The following is a 20,836-nucleotide window of genomic DNA, read 5'->3' on the forward strand; positions in this document are numbered from 1 at the left end:
GCGCCAACCAGAGGACCCTCGCACCACCGTGGTCGACGGCCGGACGGACCACCTATGGGAAAAGCTTCCCTCCTGCGATCGGTGCCGACAGGAGAGGTGAAGGCCGCCAACCAGGCAGCTTCCCAGGCCCGTCGAACGACCAGCGATCGGCCGCTCGGTCAATGTCACTGGCGTTACCTGTCGCCAACATGACAGAAAAGCGGATGTTCGCCACCTCGCCGATACCGTCTACGGGACTGCGGGCGGGACGCCGCGCGAAAAACCTGTGGGGACAGCACATGACCGCTCCCGGCCACCCGAGCCAGAATCAGCCATACTCGGGGCCTCCCAACGGATGGCCCCCGCCGTACGGGCCACCGCCCACAACGGTGTTCCCACCCGTGCCCCCTTCGGGCAAGCGACCGGCCTGGCTCATCCCAACGCTGACTGGCGTTGCTGCCACGGTTGCTCTCTGCTGCGGCATTCCCCTGATCGGCGCGGTGTTCAGCGATCCGAAGCCGGCGAGCGTGTCATCGAGCAAAGGTCCGGCCGCACCTCCGGCCGCCGAGCCGACCCCGGCTGCCTCGGCATCCACGGCACCCGCTCCCGCAACTACGGCCGCCACCCCGTCGAAGCCCAAGCCCAGCCCGCCCGAGTCCGCCGGACCGAAGGTGTACCGCGTCGGTGACAAGGTTCGTGGGGGCGACTTCGAGTTCACGGTCAACGGCATCAAGTGCGGCATCTCCCAGGTCGGTGACTCGTTCCTCAACCGCAAGGCGCAGGGCACCTACTGTCGGATCAACATCACCGTGAAGAACGTGACCAAGTCAGCCCACCTCTTTCACGCCGACGGCACGGTGACGGCGCAGGACGCCTCCGGCCGGGAGTACGACGCCGACGGCGAAGCCGGGATCTACGGCAACAGCAACGGCAGCGGCTTCCTTGATGAGATCAACCCCGGCAACTCCGTGCGAGCAAACGTCTACTTCGACGTGCCCAAGGGCACCAAATTGACGAGCATCACGTTCGATTCAGGGCTGTTCACCCTCGCCCAGGATGCTGTCGTTAGCCTCTGAACGGTCCGCCCTGGGATTGCCGGGGCCCGACCTTGTCAGCATGCTGGCCGGCGCTGAGTCGGCGATCACGCTCCCACTGACGTCGCCGCACGGAGTGTCGAGCCACAACGACAGCTCAGGGGGGCCTGGTGACAACGCCCTCCATATGGGAAGGTGCTCGTTCATCCGTTAGCCCTCCGCGCTGAAGCGCCGGATTCGGAGGTTCGCATGCCGTTCCAGGCGCCCATCACGATCGCCACCGCGCTCGAGCGGATGGCGCGGCACGACTATGTCCTCCCCGCGATCCAACGCGAGTTCGTCTGGGGACCTGACCGGATCTGCAAGCTGTTCGACAGCCTCATGCGTGGCTACCCGATCGGCTCCTTCCTGTTCTGGAAGGTCAACGGGGACAAGGTCAAGTCCTACACGTTCTACGACTTCGTGCGGACCTATCACGCGAAGAACTCGCCGCACTGCCCGACCCTCGACGTCGAGCGGGGCAGGGACGTGACCGCCATCCTCGACGGCCAGCAGCGACTGACGGCGCTCAACATCGGCCTCCGCGGCTCGTACGCCGAGAGGCTGCCGAGGATGAGAGTGAACAACCCCCTCGCCTACCCGACGAAGCGGCTCTACATCAACCTGCTGGCCCGGGGCGACGATGACGAGCTGGAGCTTGCGTACCACTTCCGCTTTCTGACCCCCGATGAGGCCAAGGCCCGCGACGGGGCCACGTTCTGGTTCCCGGTCTCGGAGATCCGGAGCATCAGCGAGGGCGACCAGGTCTTCGACATCACCGCTCACCACGAGCTACCCAACGCCGCCGGACGGGTGCTCTTCAAGCTCTACGAGGTCGTGAAGCGCCAGACGCTGATCAACTACTTCGAGGAGGAGGACCAGAGTCTGGAGAAGGTGCTCAACATCTTCATCCGGGTCAACAGCGGCGCGGTCCCCCTCTCCTTCAGCGACCTGCTGTTGAGCATCGCCACCTCCCAGTGGCGAGAGCGGGACGCGCGGGAGGAGATCCACGCGCTCGTTGACGACCTCAACCGCACGGGGCAGGGCTTCAACATCGACAAGAACAGCGTGTTGAAGAGCGGCCTGGTTCTGTTGGGTAGGAACGACATCCGGTTCAGGGTCGACAACTTCGACCGCCACACGATGCTCGCCATGGAAGAGGGCTGGGACGACATCGAGCGAGCGCTACGACTCGCCGCTCAGCTACTCAGCGATTTTGGCTTCTCCTCCGCCACGCTGCCCGCCAACAGCGTGATCATCCCGCTCGCCCACTACGCACACCTCCGCCGCCTCGACACCGGCTACCTGCGCCGGGCGGCCGACGCACAGGACCGAGCGGAGATCCGCCGATGGCTGCTTCGGGCCGTGATCAAGGGTGGCGTCTGGGGCAGTGGGCTCGACACGCTGCTCGGTGGGCTCCGAGCGGTGCTGGACGCGGAGGCACGCACCGGATTCCCCCGTGAGTCGCTCGAACGGGAGATGTCCCGACAAAGCAAGCCCCTCCGCTTCGATCCACTCGAGATTGACGATCTGCTCGACCTCAAGTACGGAGCGACGAAGACCTTCGCACTGCTGGCGCTGCTCTATCCGGGCATCGACGTACGCAACGCGTTCCACGTCGACCACGTATACCCACGCAGCAGATTCACTGCAGCTCGGCTGCGCGCTGCGGGGATCGATGACCAGGACATCTCCGCCTACCTCGATCGCGTCGACCGGCTGGCGAACCTCCAACTCCTGGAGGGTACGGAAAACGTCGACAAGCGGGCTGCCCTGCCCTGGGAGTGGGCGCAAAGGGCCTACCCCGATCCCGCCGCTCAGTCCGGTTACCTGTACCGCAACGATCTCGGCGAGTTGCCCCCGCTGACCGACTTCCTGGAGTTCTACGACCGGCGGCGAGCGCTGATGCGCGAGCGTCTCCTCGACCTTCTCGGGGTGGATCCGTCCGCGGTCGCCGAGACGCGGGATCAGGGGGACGGCACCACGCGTCACGCCTCGACGGAGGACGCGTCACACATACGCCGGGTCCAGCGCCGCGACATCGGCGCCCACATCATTTCGGCCTTTTCCTCACTAGCACCGGGCGTGTTCCTGACGATCAACGAGATCAGAAACCACCGCAGCGACGAGTACGGCGACGAGTTCCCGTCAGCGGGGGCGATCTCGGCCCGACTCTTTCCCCTCACGGGAAGATGCACCGTGCCCGGTGTCGAGCCAGGCGTAAACGAGCGCGGCGTACGGGGTGCCAGAAAGGCGTAGGTCGGGCGGTAGTCAGCGCTCTATACGCATCGAATCGTCGCCCAGCCGGTTGAGGTGATCCAGCAGCGCCTCCACCTCAGCGGCAGCGGCTGAATGCGATCCGTACTGCCGGCACACGTCCCGCCGGAGGCGCTCGAGCTGGCGACGTGCGTCGGTCACTTCGCCGACACCGGCGGCGAGCATGGCGATCTGCTGCCGTAGCGCGAACAGCTCTGAAGAATCCTGCGACAATACCTGCTGCTGCTCGGCGAGCAACGATCGCAGCTCGGCAAGCGCGGACGTTGCCTCGCCCAGCTCCGCCTGACACACCGCCGCCTGCTGCCGGCACTGCCAGATCAGCTCCTGGTCGGGGACCGGGCGTTCCCCCAGGTCGGGAATGAGTCGTTGGAACTCTGGTAGCGCCTGCCGGAACGCGCCGGCGAGGACGTACAGGCTGGCGAGGTTGAGCCGCAGCTCCAGGATCCTCGGCTGCTTGGCACCGTGCCCGTTTCTGACCGGACGCAGCGCCGTTTCGAGTAGTTCGGCGGCCTGGGTAAACCGCTCATCCTCGGCGAGCTCCCAGGCGCGTTCCTCGACCTCGGTCAACTCGTCGAGGGACAACGGCTCGACAACCTCTGGCGCCGAGCGCGGCCGGACGATGTCCACCCTGGTCGGCGCCAGCGGCGCGCGGGGCGGTAGAGGACCGAACGGATAACGGTGAGGCATGGTGGGATCGACGGACTGCCCGTCCGCGACCGTCACCGCCAAGTCGTCGGCCACGCCGGGCTCGACCACTCCGAGCGGCGCCAGAAGCTCGTACACGTCGGCGGCGGACCCGGGCCGCTCTTGCGGGTCCTTGGCGAGCAGGTGCGCGACGAGCCGCACGAGACCGTCGGGCACACCGGCGCGGTGGTCGGTGACCGACGGAATGGGGTCGTTCATGTGTCGGTGCAGCAGGCCGAGCGCGCTCTCCGCGCGGTACGGCGGCTCGCCGGTCAGCAGCTCGAACAGCACGCAGCCCAGCGCGTAGAGGTCGGCTCGGGGCCCGACGGCGCTGTTGAGCGCCTGTTCCGGCGCCATGTAGGTGGGCGTGCCGAGGGTATGGCTCGTGACGGTCAGCCGGGGCACGTCCGGACCGAGCAGCGCGGCCACCCCGAAGTCGAGGACTTTGACCGATCCGGTCGGAGTGACCATCAGGTTCTGCGGTTTCAGGTCGCGGTGCACCAGGGAGGCGGCATGCGCGACGGCGAGCACCGAGCATATCTGCGCACCGATGGCGGCTGCCCACGGCACGGCGAGCCGACCGCGCTCGGCAATGAGGTCGGAAAGGAGCAGGCCCGGTACGAGCTGCATGACGATGTAGACGTCGTCGCCGTGGTGGCCGACGTCGTGGACGCTTGGCACCCCGGGGTGGTCCAGCCGGGCGGTGACGCGGGCTTCCCGCATGAACCGTTCGACCGCGTTGTCCCGCTCGTTCTCAGGGATGGTCAGCTTACGGAGGAACTTGATCGCGACGGGCCGGTCGAGCTTCTCGTCGAAGCCGCCCCACACCTCCCCCATGCCGCCATGGCCGAGCGGGTACGTCAGCTCGTACCGGTCGGCGACGCGCTCCTGCGCCCGCATCAAGCCCCCACTGTGCGTCGCTGTCAATTGCAGTTGTCGATGCTGTTAATGCTTGCCGCCGTACAAGTCATTCAGCTCGTTATAGGCGTCGAGCACCGCCGTCGTCTCGTCTGCCAGTTGTTCACTGGCACCGGAGGGGCCGGCCATGAGGTCGGTGGACAGCTCGGCAAGCGCCTTCTCGGTCCGCTGCAGGGTGACATCCAGGTCCTGGTCCCGGATGAACCTTTCGCCAGACTCGGCAGCGGCGGTCAGCTGCGCGACAAGCTTCGCGAGGTCGCCGTTGACCTCCTCCCACAGCGCATCTGCCTGCTGCCGCTGGTGCATGAGGTCGCGATGGGCACGGCTCGACTCGTCCGAGGCGTGCGTCTCGTGCCGTCGCAGGTCGTCGCGAACCGCCCGGACGTCCTGCTTGCGAGCGAGGGTCTTGGCACCGTCCCACAGGGCCTGCGCCAGCAGTTCCCCGGCCTCGTTCGGTTCCACCAGCTCGTCGAGCTCAGGAAGCGTGCGACCAACTCGCTCGGCGAGCTTGACCAACGCCCGGAACGTCCGCTGCTCCTGCGGGGTGCTCAGCACCCGGTGGATATCGGGGAAGCTGCGCATGCTCGGCGTCCTGACTCTGCCCGGCTGCTCGGCCCTGACCGAGCCGACGATCGCCACCAGGGAGAGCACGAGCCCGCCCGAAATGAGCAACCCGGCGTACGCCCCGCCGCCGGCCATGCACAGTCCACCGAAGACGACCGCGACCAGCATGATCTGCTGGGCGGCCCTGCGGCTCGCGGCCTCCCGGGTCATGGGGGCTTCGGGGGTGGTGTCGGTGACGCTGCCCCACTCGTGCACGCGGGATCGACCGCTGACTCCCACCTCGGTCAACGCAACCGCGGTGGTCTTCGCGTCACTGGCGATCCACAGGTGGACGTAGTTCTCTGACGACGCCAAGAGGACGTTGCCTTTCTCGAGGGGTCCGGCAGACCACTCCTCAGGTGGTCTGAGCGCTCAGGCAATGCCCTTGCGGCGGCGGATCATCTGGTACGCCTGCCGGCGCGCGAACTGGTTGAGCTGCGAGCGCAGGCCCTCGTCGTCGAGGTAGCGCTGCATCAGCTTGCCGTTGTCGTCGTGCCGGGACAGGATCACGTCCTCGATGCGCTTGTCACAGACCACACCGAAGTTGCTCTCGTCGTTGACCATGGCGGCGGCTTCGAGAGTGCCGTCCTCAGCCAGCGCGACGATCTGCTGTTCGACCCAGACCTTGTCTGACTCGCCCAGCCCGATGCCGAACTTGTCGTTGAACGCGTCGATCAGCTCCGACAGCGCGACCTTGTCCGGGTCGTGCTGCCGGCCCGCTCCCCCGCCCACGAACCCGGGCAGCAGCTGCTCGCCCTCGGGTGACAGCGACGCGTCGTGCTCGCCGGTCTTGCTGACCCGCAGGTGGGTCAACTCCACCTCGCCGATGTCCACCGACGGGTCCTGCCGCCTGGGCAGCCGGTTGAGCAGCGCACGCCCGTAGAGGTAGAGCCGTTCCAGGTCCTCGTCGTGGTATGGCACGACCTGGCTGAGGAACGCGTACATCCGGGTGTAGTCGCGCAGCGCGGACCGGAACGTGTCGGCCGCCTCGGCGTCGTCGGCGGCCAGGGCGTTGTAGCGGTTCACGGCCGGCTCGGTGAAGCGGTAGAGGGCCGCGTGCGCCCGCTGGAGGCCGGTGTCGCTGGTGGCCTTGCCCTCGGCGGCGAGCAGCGCCTCGGCGTACGCCTGCATCTCCGATTCGACCAGCAGGGCGTAGCCCATGACGGCGTGCTGGGCGGTGTAGAGCAGGTTGGGGTCGGTGGGGGTGGTGGCGGCCGTTTCGAAGTACGGCTTGAACTGCTCGGCGATGTCGCCGGCCTCGTTGACGAAATCGAGGACGAAGACGTCACCCTGGGCCTTGAGCGGATGGGTGCGGTTGAGCCGGGAGAGGGTCTGCACGGCGGCGACGCTCTTGAGCAGCTTGTCCACGTACATCGTGGTGAGCAGCGGCTGGTCGAAGCCGGTCTGGTACTTCTCGGCGACGACCAGGAGCCGGTACTCAGTGTCCTGCTTGGCCTTCGGCGTGCCGGCGTACTTGTCGTCGGCGGCGGTGTAGGCGAACCGCTCGGGCAGCTCACCCTCGCTGAACCCGTTGATCCGCGGCTCGGTGTGTTCGACGCCGTCGACGTTCAGGTCGCCGGAGAAGGCGACCAGTGAGTCACAGCCGACGTAGCCCTGCATCTCGACGTACTTCTTGATGGCGGTGTGCAGGCGGACGGCGGCCTCGCGGGAGCCGGTTACCACCAGGGCCTTAGCCCGACCGCCGAGGCGCGGCGCGGTGTGCTTGCGGAAGTGCTCGACGATGATTTCGGCCTTCTGCACCTGCATGGTGGGGTGCAGGCTGGCGAAGCGGGCCAGCTGCGACCCGGCCTTCTTCGGATCGACCTCCGGGTCGTCGGGGTTGGCGTTGGCCAGCTTCCAGTATGACTTGTAGGTCACGTAGTTGCGCAGCACGTCGAGGATGAAGCCCTCGTCGATGGCCTGGCGCATCGAGTAGGTGTGAAACGGCTGCGGGTTGCCGGTGACGGGGTGCGGCGTGCCGAACAGTTCGAGGGTCTTCGGCTTGGGCGTGGCGGTGAACGCGAAGTACGACAGCGTCTCGTGCCGGCCGCGGGCCAGCGCGGACGCGGTGAGCAGGTCACCCGACTCGTCCACGTCGTCGCTACCGAGCTTGAGCAGTACCTTCTTCAGCGCGGCGGCCGAGTCGCCGGACTGCGACGAGTGCGCCTCGTCGACGATGACCGCGAACCGCTTGCCACGCAGCCCCTGCACCTTGTCGAGGATGTACGGGAACTTCTGCATGGTGGTGATCACGACCTTCGCCGTCTCGCCCTGGAGGGCGGCGGCGAGCTGGGCGGAGTCCTTGTCGATCCGCTGCACCACGCCCGGCACATGCTCGAACTGGAAGACCGTGTCCTGCAACTGCCGGTCCAGCACCACCCGGTCGGTGATGATGATGACCTTGTCGAAGACTGGCTCGTTGGGGCGCAGTCCCTTGGCCCGGGCGTCCTCGTCGAGCGCGGACGCGGTGTGCAGGCTGGAGAGCCGGTGGGCCAGCCAGGCAATCGTGTTCGACTTGCCCGACCCGGCCGAGTGCATGACCAGGTAGTTGTGACCGGAGCCGTTGCGGGCGGCGTGGTCGGCGAGGTTGGTCACCGCGTGCCACTGGTGGTAGCGCGGGAAGATCAGGTTGCCGGAGTCCTTGTCGGTGTGCAGGAACCGCCGGACCAGGTCCATCCAGGTGTCCGGGTGCCAGATCTGCTCCCAGAGGTAGGAGCTGCGGTAGCCCTTGTCGCCGGCGGGCGGGTTGCCGGCGCCGCCGGAGACGCCCGGCCCGTCGGAGCCGGTGTTGAAGGGCAGGAACCGGGTCTTGGCGCGGGCCAGCTTGGTCGTGACGAAGACCAGGTCGGGATCGACGGCGAAGTGCACGAGGGTACGCCTCGCGAAGAGCAGTTCCTTCGGGTCGCGCGTCTCGCGGTACTGCTTCTTGGCGTCCTCGACGGTCTGACCGGTAAGCGGGTTCTTCAGCTCTGCGGTGGCGAGTGGGATGCCGTTGACGAAGAGGACCAGGTCGAGGGTGTTGTTGTTCTGCCTCGAGTAGGCGAGCTGGCGGGTGACGGTGAGACGGTTGGCGCGGTAGAGCCTGAGCGCGTCGTCGGTGATGGCGTGAACGGGTTTGAAGTATGCCAGGCGAATCAGGACGCCCTTGTCCTTGACGCCCCGACGGAGGGCGTCGAGGGGACCGCGCTCGTCGATCTGCTTGGCGAGGTACTGGGCGAATTGCCGCTGCGCCTCGTCCGGGTTGTTCCCGTGGTACGCCAGCAACTTCGCCCACTCAACCGGCTGGGTTGCTCCAATGAACGCAAACAGTTCAGCGGTGTCAAGCCCTACCTGCCGGTCGTAGTTGCTGGGCGAACCGCGCAGCCAGCTCGAGCCGAAGAGGCGGTCCTCGATTGCCGCCTCGAACGGCTGCTCTTGATGAACCGGGCTCATACGTCCATCCCCCGCGCCGTCGTCACGTCGATCTGCCCAGTTACGGCGGCAGTAATTATCGCCTGTCGCCGCTCCACAAGCAACTCGTCCTGCTTCTGCATTTCAACTACTGATTTCTCAATCGGTTCGATGGCTCGGTCGATCTCGGACACAATGCGCTTCTGGTCCGCAGGCGACTTTCGCGGTACTGGCATCGCTTTCATAGCAGCAACGTTAAAGTGGGACTGAATACTGCCTACGGCGAACTCTGCGACTCGCCGCTTCGCGTAGCTCGAATTCAGCAGATACTCGGCGAACCTTGGTGCCAGGAACGGCCCCGGTCGAACAATCACTAGATCGATACAGTTGGCGCCATCGAACTCTGGTGTGACGACGGCGGCAGCACCTGCTTGGCCGGTGCGCACGACCACCAGGTCGCCCGCTTTCAGCCGAGACTTACGGTGAACAAGGTGCCCCTCGTGGCTGATTTGCACAAGATCCTTATCGTCAATCCTGCCGGGCTTGACGTTGATCCCGCGTAGCGCGGGCACTCCATCGCTCTCCACATACCAGGCAGCGGGAGTGATGACAATTCCAACGCTGACCGAGTCAACAAGATGCTTGAGCGGAATCAACTGGTGGGCGTTCCGCTGATCGCCGATCAGGTGCTCAATAACTCGCTCGCGCTTCAGCCGAAGGAGTTCTTGCATGCGACTTCGCGCTACACGCACTCGGTCCATGCGGCTGGTCTCTGCGTCGAGGAAGTCGGCGACGCGCCTTTGTTCATCCAATGGCGGCACGTCCAAAACCAAGTTTTGGAATTTGCCAGCACTGAAGTTTTCGATAGTGGACCGTACAGCGCCCGCTTGGATCTGATCCCAATACGGCCTCGACTCTGTCCAATAAGCAACGAATCGCGGGTCTATATCCGAGCGCGGCCGGAAGCGCACGAGGTAACCAGCAAAACAGGCTGGCGAAGAACCGCTGTGCAAGTATGACTTGCCAATGGTTCCGGCCGCACTAAGCAATAGATCCCCATGGCGGAGAGACGCCTTGGCCGCGACCGATGGGGGGAGCGACTTGAAAACATCTGAACGGAGGTTCCGAGCGTCAGCAATGTCAGTCGTCCGCACATATCGAGGCCAGGATGGATCGTCATAGGCGCCGGCTTCGCCGAGGCCGTTGCGAATTGGAACTTCCGCAAGGTATTTGAGTCGGGTGCGCCGCCAGGTCACGTCGTCACCTCGGCGAGCAGGGCTTGAATCTCCGCCTCAATTGCCTTGATCTCAGCGTCGATTTCTGTCAAGGGACGCGGCGCATGATAGACGTAGAAATGGCGGGTGAAGGGGATTTCGTACCCGATCTTCGTTTTGGGTTCGTCGATCCACGCATCTGGGACGTGCGGAAGGACCTCCCGGTTGAGGTACTCATAAATGTCTTCGCCCAGCGGCACGTTCTCGTTATCGCGCAAATCGGCGTCCGCCAGCGGCTTGCCCTTGCGATCGGTCTGCACTTCCCCCTCTGGGTCGCTGACCGAGAACGCCTCCCACACCGCCTTCTCCACCGCCGCCGGCAGCTTCCCCAGCCCGTTTAGCTTCATCGCGAACCCAGCCCGAGTCGCAGACGACGTACCAATCAGCGACTTCGCCGCCGCCAGCAGCGACTCCCGCTCGGCATACTTGAGCACCGGCCGCGCCTCCGCGAGCAGCGCCACCGTCTCCTCGGTGACCTCGAACCGCAGCCGCAGCGGTCGCTCAACAGTGATCCGCTGGTAGCCGAAGTCCGTGGTTTTGAAGACCTTCACCTTGGCATGCTGCGGGTGCTCCGGGTCATGCGCAATGGACAGCGCGTCTACGTACGCCCGGGTCAGCTCGGTGATGTGCTCGTCGGTGAGCATCTTGCGCTTGTCGCCGAGGCTCTTGCGCATCTTGGTCCAGTAGTCGCGGCCGTCGAGCAGCACGACCTTGCGCTCGCGGGCCGGATCCTTGCGGTTGGTGAGGATCCAGAAGTACGTGGAGATGCCGGTGTTGTAGAAGAGCTGGTCGGGCAGCGCGACGATGCCCTCCAGGAGGTCATTCTCCAGAATCCAGCGGCGAACCTCCGACTCCCCCGACCCGGCAGCTCCACTGAACAGCGGCGAGCCGTTGAAGACGATTGCCAGCCGGCTACCGCCGTCCTCCGGGCGCTTCATCTTCGAGATCATGTGCTGGAGGAAGAGCAGCGAGCCGTCATTGATGCGGGGCAGCCCGGCACCGAACCGACCAGCGTGGCCGCGGGCGGCCTCGGCCTTGATGTAGTTCTCGACCTTCTTCCACTCCACGCCGAACGGCGGGTTGGCGAGCATGTAGTCGAAGCGCTCGGTCTCGTGGCCGTCCTGGCTGAACGAGTTGCCGTAGGCGATCTTCGTCGGGTCGCCGCCCTTGAGCATCATGTCAGAGCGGCAGATCGCGTACGTCTCGCCGTTGAGCTCCTGCCCGTACACCTCGACAGTGGCGTGCGGGTTGTGGGCGTGAATGTGGTCCTGGGCCTCGCTGAGCATGCCGCCGGTACCGCAGGCCGGGTCATAGACCTTGCGGACGATGCCCGGGGTGACCAGGTCGTCCTCGTCGGGCGCGAGCAGCAGGTTGACCATCAGCTTGATGACCTCGCGCGGGGTGAAGTGCTCACCGGCGGTCTCGTTGCTGATCTCGGAGAAGCGGCGGATCAGCTCTTCGAAGACGTAGCCCATCTGGTGGTTGGAGACCACGTCGGGGTGCAGGTCGATGTCGGCGAACTTGGCGACCACCTGGTAGAGCAGCCCGGCCTCGGCGAGGCGGCTGATCTGGGTGTCGAAGCCGTACTTGTCCAGCACGTCCACCGCGCCGGGCGAGAAGCCGCCAACGTAGGCCCGCAGGTAGGTCGCGACGTTGTCCTGGTCGCCGAGCAGCTTGCGGAAGGACATCTCGCTGGTGTTGTAGAACGACAGCCCTGCGGTCTTCCGCAGCACCGGGTCCATGTTCTGGACGCCCAGCTCCTTGAGCTGCCTGTGCCGGGCGAGCACCGCGTCCTTCGTCGGCTCCAGCACGCAGTCGAGCCGGCGCAGCACGGTCAGCGGCAGGATCACGCGGCCGTACTCGGACTGCTTGTAGTCACCGCGCAGTAGGTCGGCCACCGACCAGATGAAGTTCGCGAGCTCTTGGTGCTTGTTGCTCACCAGGTTCCTTTCGATAGCAAACAGACAAGGATTATGGCCGCTCGTCTGCATCGTTGTAGTCCCCCACCCGGCGTAGATGAGGGGCCTTATCCGTCAGCGGCGCACGGCCGCCCGTTCGTTACGTCCTTGGCCGCTTTCGGCTGGTTCGCTGGCCGGGTCGGAGTGCGCCGCGAGCCAGGCCATCGGCGGTGAGCTGCACCAACTCCGCGCCCAGCGACGCCGCTTGTCGGATTGCCGACTCAAAGGCGTCGAGGCGCCGGAACGCCTCCCCGTGCGCCCGCTGCTCGTCCAGTGACAGCCGCCGTACCTGCGCCCGCCGAATGTCGAACCGCAGCGTCCCCGACAGGCTCGACGCCTGCTTCTCGTTGGCTGAGGTCCGCAACTGCCCGGCGAGGAACCACGAGTCCAGCGCGGCCGGATTGGGTCGCAGCAGGTAGAGGTTGCGCCCCAGCAGTGCTCCCTCGGCGGTGACCACCCGGGCGGTGAGCTGCCGGGCAATCATCGGCACCACCACGTCCCCGACCGCGAGGGCGATCTTCTGGCCGTACCGGTCGTCGATCCGGCCCGACGCCTCGCTGCCCGCCAGCACGTCCTGCACGGTGAGCACCGACGGTCCTTCAGGTGACGGCTCGGATGAGCCGGCCCGGACCGGCCCGATCAGTTGAAGCGCACCGGCCCGCGCCAGCTCGCCCACCGTGAGGAACTGCCCGTCCGCCTCGTCCGGCGCGGGCGTGACCTGTGGCATCAGCGCCGACAGCTCCCCCACGACGGCGGCCAGCCGCTCCCTGGTCCGTACCAGATGCTCTCCCGACGCCTCGACCCCGACGGCGGGTTGCCGGCGCGCGGGGGTGAGGTCGACCTCCTCGTCGAGCAGTTCGATGACCGGGACCGCCCGCGCGAAGCCGGCCTCCTCGACCTCGACATCGGGCGCGGCGGCGAAGGCCCGCCACGCCGCCAGCACGCGCGAGGCGGTCTCGGCCAGCTCGCCGCCGGCCGCGTCAACCAGCAGCGCCCGCGCCGGTGGCGGCGCGTCGGTGGCGGCGCGCCGCAACACCCACAGGTGCAGCGGTACGCCGTGCGGCGCGGCCACCCCCGGCGGGAGCGCGATCACGGCGCGCAGGTGGCCCCGGCGCAGCAGCTCCCCGCGGATCCGTTTGCCGGCCCGTCGGCTGGCCACCGCGGGCGGCATCAGCAGTACGGCGTGTCCGCCGACCCGCAGGTGCGCGAGGGCGTGCTGCGCCCAGGCCAGCTCCGGCTCGGTACGGGGTGTGGTGCCGACGATCCAGCGTGGGTCGTGACCGAGTTCCTCGTCTCCCCAGTTGGTGGCGCCGAACGGTGGGTGGCAGACGACGGCGTCGACGGCGCGACCGGCGAAGGCGTCGGCCCGCAACGAGTCCCCGGTGCACACCTCCCCGGATACGTCCCGCAGGGCCAGCCACAGCCCGGCGAGCCGGGCCAGGTCCTCGTCGAGTTCCTGCCCGTATGCAGAGGTGCAGCCGGCGCGGACGGCGGCCCGAAGGATGGCGCCGGAGCCGGCGGCCGGGTCGAGGACGGCGCCGCCGCCGACGCCGGCGAGCCCGACCATGAGGTCGGCCAGGTCGTCGGGAGTGGCGAATGAGCGACCGGGGCCGGGTGCGGAGAACCGCTGCCACAGCTGGTCGAACGCGCCCTGTGGGCCGAGTTCGTCGGCGAGGGCGTCGACGTCGGGAAGCAGGGACGCGAGGTGCGGATCGGCGGGTCGGCGGGGGCGTTCGCCGCGTTGGCGGGCCAGCAGCAGGGCGCCGACGGCGGCAAGGCCGGCGGCCGGGGATTCGCTGGCCGCGACGAGACGCTGCCAGAGCCGGTCGGCAGTGGAGAGCTCGGGGAGCTTGCCCTGAGCGCGCAGCCACTGCTCGACCTGGATCAGGTCGAACTCGGGGCTCGCCGGAGTGCCCCCCACGGGGGCGGGGAAGTCGGCGTGCCGTTTGCGCCAGTTGCTGACCGCGGCCCGACCGACTCCGGCGAGCCGGGCGATCTCCGCAGCCGTGATGGTCGGGGTCTCCTGCACCTCCGAAGTGTGTCACACCTGTCAAGCATCATTCGTGTTGACACTGTTCACAGATGATGCTCTTATTGACGCCGCAACGTTCACACCAGGAGGAAAACGATGCGTAGGACCACGACTCTCGCCCTGATCGCCACCGGCCTCGTCGCGCTGGGCTGCGGCTCCGGTGCCACCGAGACGTCCAAGAGCTCCGGCGACGGCGGCAAGGGCGAGGACGCCCCGGCGAAGACGGCGAAGATCGGTCAGCCGGCCCGCGACGGCAAGTTCGAGTTCACGGTGAAGTCCGCCAAGTGCGGCGTCGCCAAGGTCGGCACCGACATGCTCGGCGAGAAGGCGCAGGGCCAGTTCTGCCTGGTCACCGTCAACGTCAAGAACATCGGCAAGGAAGCGCAGATGTTCGACGGCAGCAGCCAGAAGGCGTACGCGGCCGACGGCACCGAGTACTCCGCCGACGGCGGCGCCGCCATCTACGCCAACAAGAACGCCGAGACGTTCCTCAACGACATCAACCCCGGCAACCAGGTCAGCGGCGTCGTCGTCTTCGACATCCCGAAGAACGTCAAGCTCACCAAGCTCGAGCTGCACGACTCGCCCTTCTCCGGCGGCGTTGACGTCGCGCTCGGCTGACCTTCCCCATCCGCACCGGGGCGGGCACCGATCCGCCCGCCCCGGCATGCCCGGCTGTTCACACGCCCACTGTTCACAGAGGAGTCCTGCCGTGACCGACCCGACCACCCCGATGCCGGCGGGCGAGCCCGCCGACCCGTCGCAGCCCCCGGTCCCGCCCAGTGGCGACCCGACGTCCATCCCTGCGGGTGGCATGCTGCTCGGCGCGCCTGTCCCGGCCACGCCTGGCCGGCGGTCCCACGTCCGAGCGTGGGCGGTAGGCGGGATCGCCCTGGTCATCGCCCTCTGCTGCGGCGGTGCGGTCATCGGGGCGGTGAGTAGCGATGACGGCAAACCCTCGACCGGCGCGAGCGGCCAGGGCTCCAGCAGCCCCACCCCCGCTGCCACGACGGCGTCGCCGACCACCGCGGCCCCGACGACGGCGGCTCCGACCAGCGCCCCGCCGACGACGGCGGCTCCGACCACGACCCCGCAGGCGCCCAAGCCCAAGGTGATCAAGGGGCGGGGTGATGACGTGGTGCGGATTCCCGAGCTGACCGATCTGGCCGTCGTGAAGTTCACCTGTCGATGCAGCGGCAACACCGTCCTGCGCAGCGACGGGCCCGACGGCCTGCTGGTCAACGAGATCGGCTCGTACAGCGGTAAGCGCTGGATCAACCTTGAGGACGGCGCTCTCACCACTCAATTCGAGGTCGAGGCGACGGGCAGTTGGACCCTGACCGTCGGATCGGTCGACCAACTGGCCACCAAGGCCCTCTCGGGGAAGGCGTCGGGGAAGGGCGACAACGTCGTCGTCCTCGGCGGAGACGCCAGCGCGGTGAAGATCACCCACTCCCGGGGCAGCTCCAACTTCGCGGTGCACGCCTACTCCCTGGAGACCGGCGAGGGCGGCCTGCTGGTAAACGAGATCGGCGGTTACTCGGGAGTCCGTCCGCTGGCGGCGCCCGCGCTCGTGCAGGTGACGGCCGACGGCAACTGGACCATCGCGCCCGCTTGATTCGTCTACGCCATCAGCTCTGTAGCGCGCAACAAGCCCTCCCTCCCCCATAAGACGTCAGGAGGCGTCGTGCGTCCCGATGAGTTCCTCCGCGCCCTGACCCAACTCCCCCCTCCCCTGCACGACCGCGCCGTCGCCCTGCGCGGCTACGCCCGCGCCACCCGCTGCGACGACTGCCAGCGCATCGGCGACGCCGTCCGTCTCGCCCTCACCGCCGCCCACTACGACGAGCTGACCTCCGCCGGCGAACTGCTCGACACCGCCGAACGCCTCGCCGCCGCGCACACCGTCCACCGCCGGCCCGGCCAGGACCAGCAGCGTGGCCGCGGCCGGGTGGTCCGCTGGGCGACGGCGTCCGCGCCGCTGGTGGCCGCGACCGACGCCAGCTGGAAGGGCCGCGTCGGCGGCATCGGGTACGTCGTCAGCGACGGCCACTACGGCCTGCTCGGCCGGGGCACAGGCCGGCTCGACCCGACCGGCGCCTCCCGCGTGCTGATCAACGAGCTGCGCGCGGTCGACTACCTGCTGACCGGGTACGACGAGGCGCCGGTGGGCATGACGGTGCTGCTGGACTGCCTCGCCGCCCTGCGCTACCTGCACCGCTGGCAGGCTGGCGAGACCAATGCGATGCCGGCCGGCTACAGCCTGCGGGAGCGCCGCTGGTCGGACCAGCCCACGCTGGTCCGGCTCGCCGAGCAGGTGGCCCGCCGCCCCGACCTGACGTTCGCGCACGTCAAGGGGCACAGCGGCCACGCCCTCAACGAGGCCGCCGACGGCCTGTCGCACATGGCCCGCCGGCAGCGGGAGGAGTCGTTCGACCTGCGTCCTCGGGCGCACGACCTGGTCGACGCGTTCCTGCGCGACTGGCACGCGAACGCCACGCTCTGACCGCTCGCCCGCAACGCCCACGCCCGAAGCGGAGGCGGCCGACTTCGCACCGCTGATTCGTTTGCGACATCAGCTCCACAGCGTCCGACGGCCACCACCGCCGCCCGACTCCACTGCTCGCCCCAGCCGGGGCCGACAGCGGCCTCCCCACTTCCACCGCTCGCCCCGGGCGGGCCGACGACCCGTCGGTCCGCGGACACCACGCGCCTGGAGACGACCATGACCGACACCGCGCAGCCCACCACCGCGCCCCTGATAGAGCTGATCTTCGAGCGGCTCGCCGCCGACGGCGACGTGCAGGCCGACGTCGCCGAACTGGTCCTCGCCGCGCTCGCCGGCGAGGACGACCTGGCCGCCGCCCTCGCCGACCGCCCCACCCGGCTCGATCCGCCCTCCCCTGTCGGCGACGAGCCGTCGGAGGGGATCTGGTTGAAGTCGGTGACCGTCGCCGGGTTCCGCGGCGTCGGCCCGGAGCGCACCCTCGACATCGCGCCGGGGCTGGGCCTCACCCTGGTCGTGGGCCGCAACGGCTCGGGCAAGTCGAGCTTCGCCGAGGCCGTGGAACTCGCCCTCACCGGCGACAGCGCCCGCTGGGCCGAGAAGACTAGCGTGTGGCGCAGCGGGTGGCGCAACCTGCACACGCCGGAGCCGTGCCGGATCGGGGTGGAGCTGCGGGTCGACGGCGTGGCCACGCCGACCCGGGTGGCGCGCGTCTGGCCCGCCGGTGGTGAGCTGGCCGACGCCGAGGTGAGTGTGACCAGCGCGCGGGGACGGCACAGCGGCCTCGCCGAGCTGGGTCTGGCCCGCCCGCTGGAGTTGTACCGGCCGTTCCTCACCGCCGCCGAGCTGGGCCGGCTCGCCGCCGGCACGCAGAGCCGCCTCTTCGACGCGCTCTTCGCCATCCTCGGCCTGGACGCGCTGACCGACGCCGACCAGCGCCTGATGCGTGCCGCCCGGCCGCACGACACGGCCGTCAAGGAGGTACGCGCACAGCGCGCCGCCCTGGTCGACGTACTCGCCGAGGTCGACGACGACCGGGCCCGGCGGGCTGCGGCGGTGCTGCGCGGCCGGGGCGCGGTCGATCGTGCGGCGCTGACGGCGATCCTCGACGAGCCGGACGAGGCGAGCGCCGACGAGGCGGTGCTGCTGTGCCGGGAGCTGGCCACGCTGACGGTGCCGTCGGTGGACGAGGTGACGCGGCTGGCCGGGCAGCTGCGGGAGGCGGCGGCGGAGACGCTCCGCTACGACGGCGGACGGTCCCGGGCGGCGCTGCGCAGCGCCGAGCTGCTGCGGTTGGCTCTCGAACACCAGGAGGACCGGGGTGACGGGCCCTGCCCGGTGTGCGCCACCGGCACCCTCGACGGTGCCTGGCGGGCTGCCGCCGCGAAGAGCCTGACCGAGCTGCGGCAGCGCAGCGTGGCCGCCCAGACCGCGGCGACCCGGCTCACCGCGCTGCTGCGCCAGGCGCACCACCTGATCGACGACCTCATGGTGCCCGAAGGCGCAGGGTCGGCACCGCCGCTCGGGGCGCTGCGGGAGGCCGTGGCCGCGCTGCGGAGCGTACCCGGGGAACCCGCCGAGTTGGCCGACCACCTGGTGGCGCGGTACCCGGCGGTGGTGGCGGCGGCGGACGCGGCCCGCGCGTACGCCGAAGGGTTTCTGCGGCAGCGCGACACCGGGTGGCGGGCGGCGGCGGCCGAGCTGCGCGACTGGGTGGCCGCCGCCGGCGGGCTGCCGGCGCGGGAGACGGCCCTGGCCCGGTTGAAGGCGGCCCGGGGCTGGCTCAAGGACGAGGGGGCGCAGATCCGCGACGAGCGGATCTCGCCGTTCGCCGCGCACTCGCAGCGGATCTGGGCGCAGCTGCGGCAGGAGAGCAACGTCGAGCTGGGGGCGATGACCCTCGCCGGTACGAACACCCGGCGGCGGGTGGTCTTCCCGGTGAGCGTGGACGGCGCCGACAACGACACCGCGCTGGGCGTGTTGAGCCAGGGCGAGATGCAGGCCCTCGGGCTGGCCACCTTCCTGCCGCGCAGCTGCGCCCCGGAGAGCCCGTTCCGGTTCGTCGTCGTCGACGACCCGGTGCAGAGCATGGACCCGTCGAAGGTGGACGGGCTGGCCCGGGTGCTCGCCGAGCTGGCCGAGGACCGGCAGGTCGTGGTCTTCACCCACGACACCCGGCTGCCCGACGCGGTGCGCCGGCTCGACCTGGGCCGGGCCCGCATCGTGGAGGTGCAGCGGGCCGAGCGGTCCGTGGTGACCCTGCGGCCCGGCTCCGACCCGGTCACCCGCTATCTGGACGACGCGTGGGCGCTGGCCCGCAACGACGAGCTGCCCACCGACGTGCGCGGGCCGGTGGTGGCGGAGCTGTGCCGGTCGGCGATCGAGGCGGCCTGTCACCTGCGGGTGTGGCGGGTCCGGGTGACCCGGGGCGTGCCCCACGACGAGGTCGAGGCGGCGATCGTCGACGCCTCCCGCCGGCTGACCACGATCGTGGCGTTGGCCGTCTTCGACGACGCGGACCGCGGTGGCGACGTGCTCGGCTGGCTGGGCCGCCACGGCGGCTGGGCGGTCGGCGCGTACCGGGCCTGCCGGGAGGGCGTGCACGGGGCGTACCTCGCGGATCTGCCCGGTCTGGTCACGGACGCCCGCGCCCTGGCGAAGGTGCTGGCGTGACCGCGCCGACGCCCCGCCGCTGCCTGGCGGCGGCCGACCAGCTGCTCCGCGGCGCCGGCCCGCTCGGCACGTCGGCGGTGACCGCCGGCTGGTGGCCCCGGGCCTGCGCCTGCCTGATCCGCATCGCCCTCGAGCGCGGCATCGACGACTACTGGCGGCGGGTCCGGCCCGCCGTGGCGAAATGCCGGCAGGGCCGGGCCAAGCAGCTGATGCTGCGCGGCCGGCTCGGGCCGGGCGCGGAGGTGGCCCGCCGGGTCACGTTCGCCTGGACGACGCTGTCGGCCGCCGCCCACCACCACTGCTACGAGCTGGCCCCGACGGCGGCGGAGCTGCGCCGCCTGCATGCCGAGGTGAGCACCCTGCTCACCCGACTCGGAGAGGAACCCCGATGAACCACCCGCTGCCCGGTCCGGAGCCGACCCGGCCCCTCCCGCCGATCTCCGCCGTTCCCGCCGGCCCGTATCCGCCGGTGCTGCACTATCCGCCGCCGATCATGATCGCGGCGCCGCCCTCGTCCGGCGCCGCCACCGCCGCGATGGTGCTCGGCATCGTCGGCGTACTCTGCGGCTGGTGCGTGTTCGGACTGCCCTGCGTCCTCGCGGTCGTCCTCGGCCACATCGGGCTGCACGAAACCCGCAACGGGCTGCGGTCCGGCCGGGGCATGGCGGTGGCCGGGCTGGTCCTCGGGTACGTCTTCGTCGCACCGATGATCGCGCTCACCGTCATGGTCTTCTTCGGCGGCGTCATCGGCGCCGCCACCCCGACCTCCACCGCTACTCCATGACGGGCGAATGCGCACCGAGTTGCGACGGTGGTCGTCAGGGCAGGGACTCGGGTAGGGAGCCCTGGCGCCCCGGCGGCCGGTGACCGGCCGCCGGGGCCTACCCGGTCAGGACTAGGAGGTCCGGCGTCGGTAGAGGAGCAGCAGGGCTGCGCCGCTGGCGACAGCGATGCTGCCGACTCCGGTCAGGACGGGTACCAGCGTGCTACCGCCGCTCCCGCCTGTGACCGGCAGCGCCGTGCGGGAGGCAGTCGGGACACCGGTTGGACCTGCGGTGGGCTGCCCGGTGGGACCGCCGGTGGGGCTTCCCGTGGGCTGGCCGGTCGGCGTGCCTGTAGGTGTCCCGGTCGGCGTGCCCGTCGGCGTCCCCGTGGGCGTCCCGGTCGGCGTGCCCGTCGGGGTGCCCGTGGGCGTCCCGGTCGGCGTGCCCGTCGGCGTGCCGGTCGGCGTGCCGGTCGGGGTGCCCGTTGGCGTGCCGGTCGGGGTGCCTGTGGGCGTGCCCGTCGGGGTGCCCGTTGGCGTGCCCGTCGGTGTCCCGGTCGGGGTGCCCGTCGGTGTCCCCGTGGGCGTGCCCGTCGGGGTGCCCGTGGGTTGGCCGGTCGGGGTGCCGGTGGGGGTGGTGGTCGGGGTTCCGGTCGGTTGTAGGCAGACGGGGGCGTTGATGGTGTTGGTGTCGAGGGTGACCGCG

Annotated in this window: 15 protein-coding genes; 8 read left to right on the forward strand and 7 right to left on the reverse strand. The window is 69.2% G+C overall.

Features of this window, described 5'->3' with window-relative positions; all coding sequences use genetic code 11:
- Positions 1 to 368 precede the first annotated feature (368 nt).
- Positions 369 to 1,055, forward strand: a complete 687-nt coding sequence (locus tag V6U88_RS23805) for a DUF4352 domain-containing protein (protein ID WP_334456280.1) — start codon at positions 369 to 371, stop codon at positions 1,053 to 1,055.
- 207 nt (positions 1,056 to 1,262) lie between these two features.
- Positions 1,263 to 3,311: a DUF262 domain-containing protein gene (locus V6U88_RS23810; protein WP_334456281.1), complete on the forward strand. Its 2,049-nt coding sequence runs from the start codon at positions 1,263 to 1,265 to the stop codon at positions 3,309 to 3,311.
- Between the two features lie 12 nt (positions 3,312 to 3,323).
- On the opposite strand, the gene V6U88_RS23815 is transcribed toward V6U88_RS23810, so the two are convergent.
- From V6U88_RS23815 to V6U88_RS23840, 6 genes are all read right to left on the reverse strand, one after another.
- A complete protein-coding gene (locus V6U88_RS23815) occupies positions 3,324 to 4,913 on the reverse strand; it encodes a serine/threonine-protein kinase (protein WP_334456283.1) in 1,590 nt (529 codons plus the stop codon).
- A 45-nt stretch (positions 4,914 to 4,958) separates the two neighbouring features.
- Positions 4,959 to 5,849 (reverse strand): hypothetical protein, encoded by an 891-nt coding sequence (locus V6U88_RS23820; protein WP_334456284.1) that lies wholly within the window; start codon positions 5,847 to 5,849, stop codon positions 4,959 to 4,961.
- A 57-nt stretch (positions 5,850 to 5,906) separates the two neighbouring features.
- On the reverse strand, positions 5,907 to 8,966 hold the full coding sequence (locus tag V6U88_RS23825; RefSeq protein WP_334456285.1) for a type I restriction endonuclease subunit R: 3,060 nt from the start codon (positions 8,964 to 8,966) through the stop codon (positions 5,907 to 5,909).
- Entirely contained in the window at positions 8,963 to 10,180 is a 1,218-nt protein-coding gene (locus tag V6U88_RS23830; RefSeq protein WP_334456287.1) for a restriction endonuclease subunit S, read from the reverse strand. Before V6U88_RS23830 ends, V6U88_RS23825 begins: the two co-directional genes overlap by 4 nt.
- A complete protein-coding gene (locus tag V6U88_RS23835) occupies positions 10,177 to 12,138 on the reverse strand; it encodes a type I restriction-modification system subunit M (RefSeq protein WP_334456288.1) in 1,962 nt (653 codons plus the stop codon). Before V6U88_RS23835 ends, V6U88_RS23830 begins: the two co-directional genes overlap by 4 nt.
- A gap of 118 nt (positions 12,139 to 12,256) precedes the next feature.
- Entirely contained in the window at positions 12,257 to 14,185 is a 1,929-nt protein-coding gene (locus tag V6U88_RS23840; protein WP_334456289.1) for an N-6 DNA methylase, read from the reverse strand.
- A 99-nt stretch (positions 14,186 to 14,284) separates the two neighbouring features.
- On the opposite strand from V6U88_RS23840, the gene V6U88_RS23845 reads away from it, so the two are divergent.
- The 6 genes from V6U88_RS23845 (at position 14,285) to V6U88_RS23870 (ending at position 20,151) form a co-directional block, all read left to right on the forward strand.
- Positions 14,285 to 14,809, forward strand: coding sequence for a DUF4352 domain-containing protein (locus V6U88_RS23845; RefSeq protein ID WP_334456290.1), 525 nt, complete (start codon positions 14,285 to 14,287; stop codon positions 14,807 to 14,809).
- 91 nt (positions 14,810 to 14,900) lie between these two features.
- A complete protein-coding gene (locus V6U88_RS23850; RefSeq protein WP_334456292.1) occupies positions 14,901 to 15,806 on the forward strand; it encodes a hypothetical protein in 906 nt (301 codons plus the stop codon).
- Positions 15,807 to 15,875: 69 nt separating this feature from the next.
- Positions 15,876 to 16,694 carry a ribonuclease HI gene (locus V6U88_RS23855; RefSeq protein ID WP_334456294.1) on the forward strand — a complete coding sequence of 273 codons (819 nt, stop codon included), beginning with the start codon at positions 15,876 to 15,878 and terminating at the stop codon, positions 16,692 to 16,694.
- Positions 16,695 to 16,913: 219 nt separating this feature from the next.
- A complete protein-coding gene (locus V6U88_RS23860; protein WP_334456296.1) occupies positions 16,914 to 19,367 on the forward strand; it encodes an AAA family ATPase in 2,454 nt (817 codons plus the stop codon).
- On the forward strand, positions 19,364 to 19,759 hold the full coding sequence (locus V6U88_RS23865) for a hypothetical protein (protein ID WP_334456298.1): 396 nt from the start codon (positions 19,364 to 19,366) through the stop codon (positions 19,757 to 19,759). The genes V6U88_RS23860 and V6U88_RS23865 overlap by 4 nt, the downstream gene beginning before the upstream one ends.
- The gene (locus V6U88_RS23870; protein WP_334456300.1) at positions 19,756 to 20,151 is read left to right on the forward strand and encodes a DUF4190 domain-containing protein; all 396 of its coding nucleotides are present in this window, start codon (positions 19,756 to 19,758) and stop codon (positions 20,149 to 20,151) included. Before V6U88_RS23865 ends, V6U88_RS23870 begins: the two co-directional genes overlap by 4 nt.
- A gap of 202 nt (positions 20,152 to 20,353) precedes the next feature.
- On the opposite strand, the gene V6U88_RS23875 is transcribed toward V6U88_RS23870, so the two are convergent.
- On the reverse strand, positions 20,354 to 20,836 hold a 483-nt coding region (locus tag V6U88_RS23875), incomplete at its 5' end, for a hypothetical protein (RefSeq protein WP_442934683.1).

Source organism: Micromonospora sp. CPCC 205739 (assembly GCF_036906795.1).
GTDB lineage: Bacteria > Actinomycetota > Actinomycetes > Mycobacteriales > Micromonosporaceae > Micromonospora.